Annotated in this window: 5 protein-coding genes; 3 read left to right on the plus strand and 2 right to left on the minus strand. The window is 71.6% G+C overall.

Going from position 1 to position 6,282, the window contains the following annotated elements; all coding sequences use genetic code 11:
- The first annotated feature begins 115 nt into the window (after window positions 1-115).
- Entirely contained in the window at window positions 116-1,096 is a 981-nt protein-coding gene (locus ACWCPM_RS04530) for an NAD(P)H-quinone oxidoreductase (protein WP_450974643.1), read from the plus strand.
- A gap of 66 nt (window positions 1,097-1,162) precedes the next feature.
- On the opposite strand, the gene ACWCPM_RS04535 is transcribed toward ACWCPM_RS04530, so the two are convergent.
- Entirely contained in the window at window positions 1,163-1,651 is a 489-nt protein-coding gene (locus ACWCPM_RS04535) for a hypothetical protein (protein ID WP_450974644.1), read from the minus strand.
- Window positions 1,652-1,830: 179 nt separating this feature from the next.
- Here ACWCPM_RS04535 and ACWCPM_RS04540 point away from each other — a divergent pair, with 179 nt between their 5' ends.
- Window positions 1,831-2,370: a bacterial proteasome activator family protein gene (locus ACWCPM_RS04540; RefSeq protein ID WP_450974645.1), complete on the plus strand. Its 540-nt coding sequence runs from the start codon at window positions 1,831-1,833 to the stop codon at window positions 2,368-2,370.
- Window positions 2,371-2,468: 98 nt separating this feature from the next.
- Here the strand turns inward: ACWCPM_RS04540 and ACWCPM_RS04545 are convergent, their stop codons facing one another.
- Window positions 2,469-4,142, minus strand: a complete 1,674-nt coding sequence (locus tag ACWCPM_RS04545) for a protein kinase domain-containing protein (RefSeq protein ID WP_450974646.1) — start codon at window positions 4,140-4,142, stop codon at window positions 2,469-2,471.
- Window positions 4,143-4,487: 345 nt separating this feature from the next.
- Here ACWCPM_RS04545 and ACWCPM_RS04550 point away from each other — a divergent pair, with 345 nt between their 5' ends.
- Window positions 4,488-6,065, plus strand: a complete 1,578-nt coding sequence (locus tag ACWCPM_RS04550; protein WP_450974647.1) for a protein kinase domain-containing protein — start codon at window positions 4,488-4,490, stop codon at window positions 6,063-6,065.
- Window positions 6,066-6,282 lie beyond the last annotated feature (217 nt).

Genomic DNA, 6,282 nt, shown 5'->3' on the forward strand with positions numbered 1-6,282 from the left:
ATGAGGAGACCTTTACCGTCGCGCAAACTCATCGGCCGCGCACAGGGATTTCTCAGCGGACCGGACCAATGACGGAGCGGCCTCGGTCCGAGGACGGAGGAGTAGCGTCCCTTTCATGCATGCGATCACGATTCCCGAACCTGGTGGGCCCGAGGCGCTGGTGTGGGACGAGGTCCCGGATCCGGTCGCCCGGAAGGGCGAGGTGCTGGTCGAGGTGGTGGCCAGTGCCGTCAACCGGGCCGACGTCCTGCAACGTCAGGGCAACTACGCCCCGCCCGCCGGCGCGTCCCCCTATCCCGGCCTGGAGTGCTCCGGCCGGATCACCGCGCTCGGCTCCGGGGTCTCCGGCTGGGCCGTCGGTGACGAGGTGTGCGCGCTGCTCTCCGGCGGCGGCTACGCCGAGAAGGTCGCCGTTCCCGCCGGTCAGCTGCTGCCCGTGCCCCGCGGCCTCGACGTCCGGCAGGCCGCGGCGCTGCCCGAGGTGACCTGCACGGTCTGGTCGAACGTCTTCATGGTGTCCCACCTGCGCCCCGGCGAGACCGTGCTGGTGCACGGCGGTTCCAGCGGCATCGGCACCATGGCGATCCAGCTCGCCAAGGCCGCCGGCGTCAAGGTCGCCGTCACCGCGGGCACCAAGGAGAAGCTCGACCGCTGCGCCGAGCTGGGCGCCGACATCCTGATCAACTACCGCGAGCAGGACTTCGTCGAGGAGATCCGGCAGGCCACGGCCGGTGAGGGCGCCGACGTCATCCTCGACAACATGGGCGCCAAGTACCTCGACCGCAACGTCCAGGCCCTCGCCGTCAACGGCCGGCTGGCGATCATCGGGATGCAGGGCGGCGTCAAGGCCGAGCTGAACATCGCGGCCCTGCTCGCCAAGCGCGCCGCGATCAGCGCGACCTCGCTGCGCGCCCGCCCGCTCGGCGAGAAGGCGGCCATCGTCGCGGCCGTCCGTGAGCATGTCTGGCCGCTGATCGAGTCCGGCCGGGTCAGCCCGGTCGTCGACCGTGAACTGCCGATGCGGGACGCCCCCGCCGCCCACCGTCTGCTGGAGGAGAGCGGCCACATCGGCAAGGTCCTGCTGGTCACGGCGTAGCGGGGAGCCTAGGCCGGCCCTCGCGGCTCGCGGCGTGGCGGGGTCCCGGAGCGCCGCCCTCGCCGCTCACCCCTGTGCGTGGCGCACCCGCAGGGCCACGAAGGCGAGGCCCAGGCCGAGGCCGATCAGGACCAGGCCGCTGCCCAGCGGCAGGATCCGCGGCGCCGGTCCGCTCGGATCGGCGTCCGGCACGGCCTGCACGTCCTCGTCCACCGCCCCGGGACCGGACGTCGACGGCGACGGGGACACGTCGTCGGCGGCGCCGGTCCCGCTCGGGCGCGGGGTCCGCGTCTCGGGCTCCTCCGGCCGCCCGGGGCGCAGCCGCCCCTCCCCGGCCCTGCTCCCGGCCCAGCTGGGTTCCACGGAGCCGGAAGGGGAGCCGGAGGGGGAAGGGGGAGCGGAGCCGGAGGGGGAGGCCGACGATTCCGTCCCGGCGTACGACGGACCGGCCGTCCCGTACGAGGCCATGGGCCCGCAGGCGAGTACGACCGTGCTCAGCGCGCCCCCCAGCACCACCGCCCCGGCCGCCCGCCGCGCGCCCCGCCTGCGAGTCATGTCGGTGACCCCCTCCCGGGAACAGGTCGCCACCAGCGACGGGACAATGCTTGCATCACGTGACGATCACGGCATTCCGGGCGTCGATGTGGGGTCCTGGACAAGAGGCGTCATCGGTGGATCACCGTGCGCGGGGGGTGCCTCGGTGATGGGGTGGACGTGTGCGAGAGAATGACGGCATGGAGATGCCGAGCAACGAACGGTCGTCGGAGAACGCCCAGAAGATCGTGGTCGTGGGCCAGGACGGCATGGCACTCGGCGGGGGCGGGGACGACGACTCCCATGAGACTCCGTTGACCGAGCAGGTCGAGCAGCCGGCCAAGGTGATGCGGATCGGCAGCATGATCAAGCAGCTTCTGGAGGAAGTGCGCGTGGCTCCTCTCGACGAGGCCAGCCGGGTCCGGCTCAAGGAGATCCACGCGAGCTCCGTGAAGGAGCTGGAGGACGGTCTGGCACCGGAGCTGGTCGAGGAACTGGAGCGGCTCTCCCTGCCCTTCACCGACGATGTGACGCCCAGCGACTCCGAACTGCGGATCGCGCAGGCCCAGTTGGTCGGCTGGCTGGAGGGCCTCTTCCACGGCATCCAGACCACGCTGTTCGCCCAGCAGATGGCGGCACGGGCCCAGTTGGAGCAGATGCGCCGCGCCCTGCCGCCCGGCCTCGGCCAGGAAGGCGACGACCCCCGTACGGTCGGCCGCTCGGGCGGCCCGTACCTGTAAAGCCGTCCCGTACCTGTAAAGCCGTCCCGTACCTGTAAAGACGTAAGGACACCGCAAAAAGGGCCCGGCATCCGCCGGGCCCTTCCTCTTTCCGCCGCTCAGGAGGGCGGATACCCCGTCGAGACCTCGAGCAGGATCTCCGGCATGTCCTCCGGGTCCACGTCCGTCCCCGCGGACGGGAACTGGTTCATGACCGCGTCCTTGCCGTAGGTGTTCTCGTCGACCTCTTTGGTCTTCAGCTGCCAGCCCGCGGCCTGGAGGCATTCCCTGACCGAGGTGAGGTTCTTGAACTGGAAGTTCGGAATCCGGATTTTCTCGGGGTCGTTGTACGACTCCTCCGGTTCCGAGCACTCCTCCTTCTCGATCGTTCTCGTCAGGTCCGGCTCCCGGTAGCCCGGGACCTCGGTCGACGAGGTGGAGGTGGAGGTGGAGGTGGAGGTGGAGGTGCTGGTCCCGCCGTTTCCGCCGCCACCCTTGTCGTCGCTGTCGCCGCCGTTCAGAGCGAGGGCCGTGATCAGGCCGCCGACCGCGAGCACGGCGACCGCGATCGAGCCGATGATCACCGGCTTGTTGCTCCCGCCACCACTCGCGGGCGCCTGCGACTGCGGCGTGATGTTGTACGGCGGGGGCGTGCTCGGCGTCGGCTGGGGCCCGTACGCGGCGTGCGGCGTCGCGTAACCGCCCTGCTGCGGGTAGCCGTACGCGGGCGAGGGCGCCGGGGTGGGCGCCGGCGTGCCGTACGGGTTCGGCGTCGGGTGCGGCTGGTAGGGCGTCTGCACGCCGCCGTGCGGCGGCGCCGGGGTCGCCTGGCCGATCGGCGGGAACACGGCGGAGCCGACGCCACCGCCGCTCTGCGTCGGTGCGCCCGGCACGATGCTCGGCGGGGCCGCCTGGAAGGACGCCGCCACCCGCAGGCACTCGTCACGCATGGACTCGGCCGTGGGGAAGCGCTCGTTGGGGTTCTTCCTCAGCGCACGGGTGATCAGCGCGTCGACGGCGGGCGGCAGCGCCCGGTTGATCGAGGACGCGGCCGGCGGTTCCTCCTGCACATGCGCGTACGCGATGGCCAGCGGCGAGTCCGCGTCGAACGGCAGCCGCCCGGTGACCAGTTGGAACAGCATGATGCCGACCGAGTACAGGTCGGAGCGGGCGTCGACGCCGCGGCCGAGCGCCTGTTCCGGCGAGAGGTACTGCGGGGTGCCGACGACCATGCCGGTCTGCGTCATGGACGTGACGCCGGACTGCATGGCGCGGGCGATGCCGAAGTCCATGACCTTGACCACGCCGCGCTTGGTCACCATCACGTTGCCCGGCTTGATGTCCCGGTGGACCAGGCCCATCTCGTGGCTGATCTCCAGGGCCGCGAGTACGTCCGCGGTGATCTTCAGCGCCTTGTCGGCGGGCATCGCCCCGGCCTGCCGCACGTCCTCGTCGAGCACGGAGCCGAGCGGGCGGCCCTCGACGTACTCCATGACGATGTAAGGCGTCGTCAGACCGTCGAGGTTGTCCTCGCCCGTGTCGAAGACCGAGACGATGTTGGTGTGCGTGAGCTTCGCCACGGCCTGGGCCTCGCGGCGGAAGCGCTCGCGGAACGCCTGTTCGCGACCCAGCTCCGTGTGCAGGGTCTTGATCGCGACCTGGCGGTCGAGCACGGAGTCGTAGGCGAGGTGCACCGAAGCCATGCCGCCCTCGCCGAGCAGGTCACGCAGCTGATACCGGCCACCGGCGAGTGCCCGCCCCGTGTACCGGCCCTGTGCCCCGTCCTGGCTCATGTTCCGTATCCCCCGTGGGCCTTGAGGCGCCGTTGATCGAAAGTGCTGCTTCCGGCCAAGTCTGCCCCAGGGCACTGACACGTCAAGCTCGGTGCCCGTTCCGTGACCGTACGCGAAAGAAGCGTCGCGGAAGCGTTACAGCTGCCGTACGGGCGGTACACAGGATTTGCACGACGCGACGGCACGAGGGTTTCATGACCGGTTCGACGGCCCGTCCGTCCCGGTCCGGCCCCCTGGCCGTCTCGATCCATCTCGGACCGGGGGCTTGCGCGAAGGCTGTAGCGTGGCCGACGGAGACCGTAACAACACCGCGCGCACCGCGGGCAGAAACGACGGCGAGGACTGATGGCACAGCAGCAGCGCGCTCAGGGCCCGTCCGACCCCGAGGCGACTGGCGGCGGAATGTCAGATGCGCCGGAGATGTGGGGTAACGGCGGACTTGTCGGGGACGGCCGGTACCGGCTGACCGGCAGACTCGGCCGGGGCGGCATGGCCGAGGTCTTCGCGGCCGAGGACGTGCGCCTCGGGCGCACCGTGGCGGTCAAGCTGCTGCGCGCGGACCTCGCCGAGGATCCGGTGTCCAAGGCCCGCTTCACGCGCGAGGCGCAGTCGGTGGCCGGCCTCAACCACCACGCCATCGTCGCCGTCTACGACTCCGGCGAGGACTTCGTGGGCGGCCAGTCGGTGCCGTACATCGTGATGGAGCTGGTCGAGGGCCGCACCATCCGCGACCTGCTGCACAACGCCGAGGCGCCCGGCCCGGAGCAGGCCCTGATCATCGTCTCCGGTGTCCTGGAGGCGCTCGCCTACTCGCACCAGCACGGCATCGTGCACCGCGACATCAAGCCGGCGAACGTGATCATCACGGACAACGGCGCGGTGAAGGTCATGGACTTCGGCATCGCCCGCGCCCTGCACGGGGCGTCGACGACGATGACGCAGACCGGCATGGTCATGGGCACCCCGCAGTACCTCTCCCCGGAGCAGGCGCTCGGCAAGGCCGTCGACCACCGTTCCGACCTGTACGCGACGGGCTGCCTGCTGTACGAACTCCTCGGGCTGCGACCGCCGTTCATCGGTGAGACGCCCCTGTCGGTGGTCTACCAGCACGTCCAGGACATCCCCACCCCGCCGTCCGAGATCCATGAGGGTTCCCCGCCGGAGCTGGACGGCCTCGTCATGCGCGCGCTCGCCAAGGAGCCGGACGACCGTTTCCAGACCGCCGAGGAGATGCGCGGGCTGGTCCAGTACGGCCTGCAGATGCTGTACGACCAGGGCCCCCACACCGGCACCTGGAACACCGGCCCCGTCACCGCGCACGACGCGGGCAGGACCTCGGCGATGGGCATGGCGGGCACGGCCGTGCTGTCGCACCCGGGTGAGGGCACCGCGCAGATCCCGCGGCCGATGATCCCGGGCCAGGGCGGCCGCGACGACGGCGGTTTCGAGGGGCACGGCAACCAGGGCAGCGGTCGCGGCAAGCTGTGGATCCTGGCCGTGCTCGCGGTGATCGCGATCTCCGCGGGTGTCGCGCTGGCGCTGAACAACGGCGGCGGCGAGGGCGGCACCGGCACGAAGCCGACGCAGACCAGTTCGGAGAGCACCGACAAGGAGACGTCGAGCGAGAAGCCGAGCGAGGAGGCGACCGACGAGTCCACGGACACCTCCACCGAGAACGAGGGCGGTAACTCGGGCTCGGGCTGGGGCGACGACACACCCTCCTCCACGCCGTCGTACACCCCGACGGACGAGCCGACCGACGAGCCGACGGACCCCGAGCCGACGGACCCGGAGCCCACGGTCACGGAGCCGACGGACCCGGAGCCCTCGGACCCGGAGCCCTCGGACCCGGGTGAGCCGTCGGACCCGGGGGAGCCGACGGGCGGCACGCTCGAGGGGCTCACTCAGGGCACCACCGGCTGACCCGCACACCTCGGTTCCGCCGGCGAGCCACCTCCGTACCCGTCGGCCCCGCCGACGAGCCACCCCCCGCGCGCGTGCGGGCCCCCCCCGGCGCCCCGCGCGCGGGCGCCGCGCGCGGGGGGGGGGGGGGGGGGGGGGGGGGGGGGGGGGGGGGGCGGGGTCTTGGTCGGAGGCGGGGTCGTGGGCGTGTCGCCGTAACCGCCCTCGTCGCCGTAGC

This window comes from Streptomyces sp. NPDC002309, from assembly GCF_053593375.1.